A 577-nucleotide genomic window follows, 5' to 3' on the forward strand; every position below is an offset into this window, starting at 1 on the left:
CGGGTACGGGGACCGTGTCAGGCGGGCAGTTTGACTGGGGCGGTCGCCTCCTAAAGAGTAACGGAGGCGTTCAAAGGTTCCCTCAGAATGGTTGGAAATCATTCGCAGAGTGCAAAGGCATAAGGGAGCTTGACTGCGAGACCTACAAGTCGAGCAGGGACGAAAGTCGGACTTAGTGATCCGGTGGTACCGCATGGAAGGGCCATCGCTCAACGGATAAAAGCTACCCTGGGGATAACAGGCTTATCTCCCCCAAGAGTCCACATCGACGGGGAGGTTTGGCACCTCGATGTCGGCTCATCGCATCCTGGGGCTGAAGTAGGTCCCAAGGGTTGGGCTGTTCGCCCATTAAAGCGGTACGCGAGCTGGGTTCAGAACGTCGTGAGACAGTTCGGTCCCTATCTGTCGTGGGCGCAGGAAATTTGAGAGGAGCTGTCCTTAGTACGAGAGGACCGGGATGGACGTACCGCTGGTGCATCAGTTGTTCCGCCAGGAGCATGGCTGAGTAGCTACGTACGGACGGGATAAGCGCTGAAAGCATCTAAGCGTGAAGCCCCCCTCAAGATGAGATTTCCCA

Annotated in this window: 1 rRNA gene; it reads left to right on the plus strand. The window is 56.7% G+C overall.

Going from position 1 to position 577, the window contains the following annotated elements:
- Positions 1-577 (plus strand): 23S ribosomal RNA (locus HQN87_RS31970); the annotation flags it as partial.

Source organism: Paenibacillus tritici (genome assembly GCF_013204885.1).
Lineage (GTDB): Bacteria > Bacillota > Bacilli > Paenibacillales > Paenibacillaceae > Paenibacillus_AQ > Paenibacillus_AQ tritici.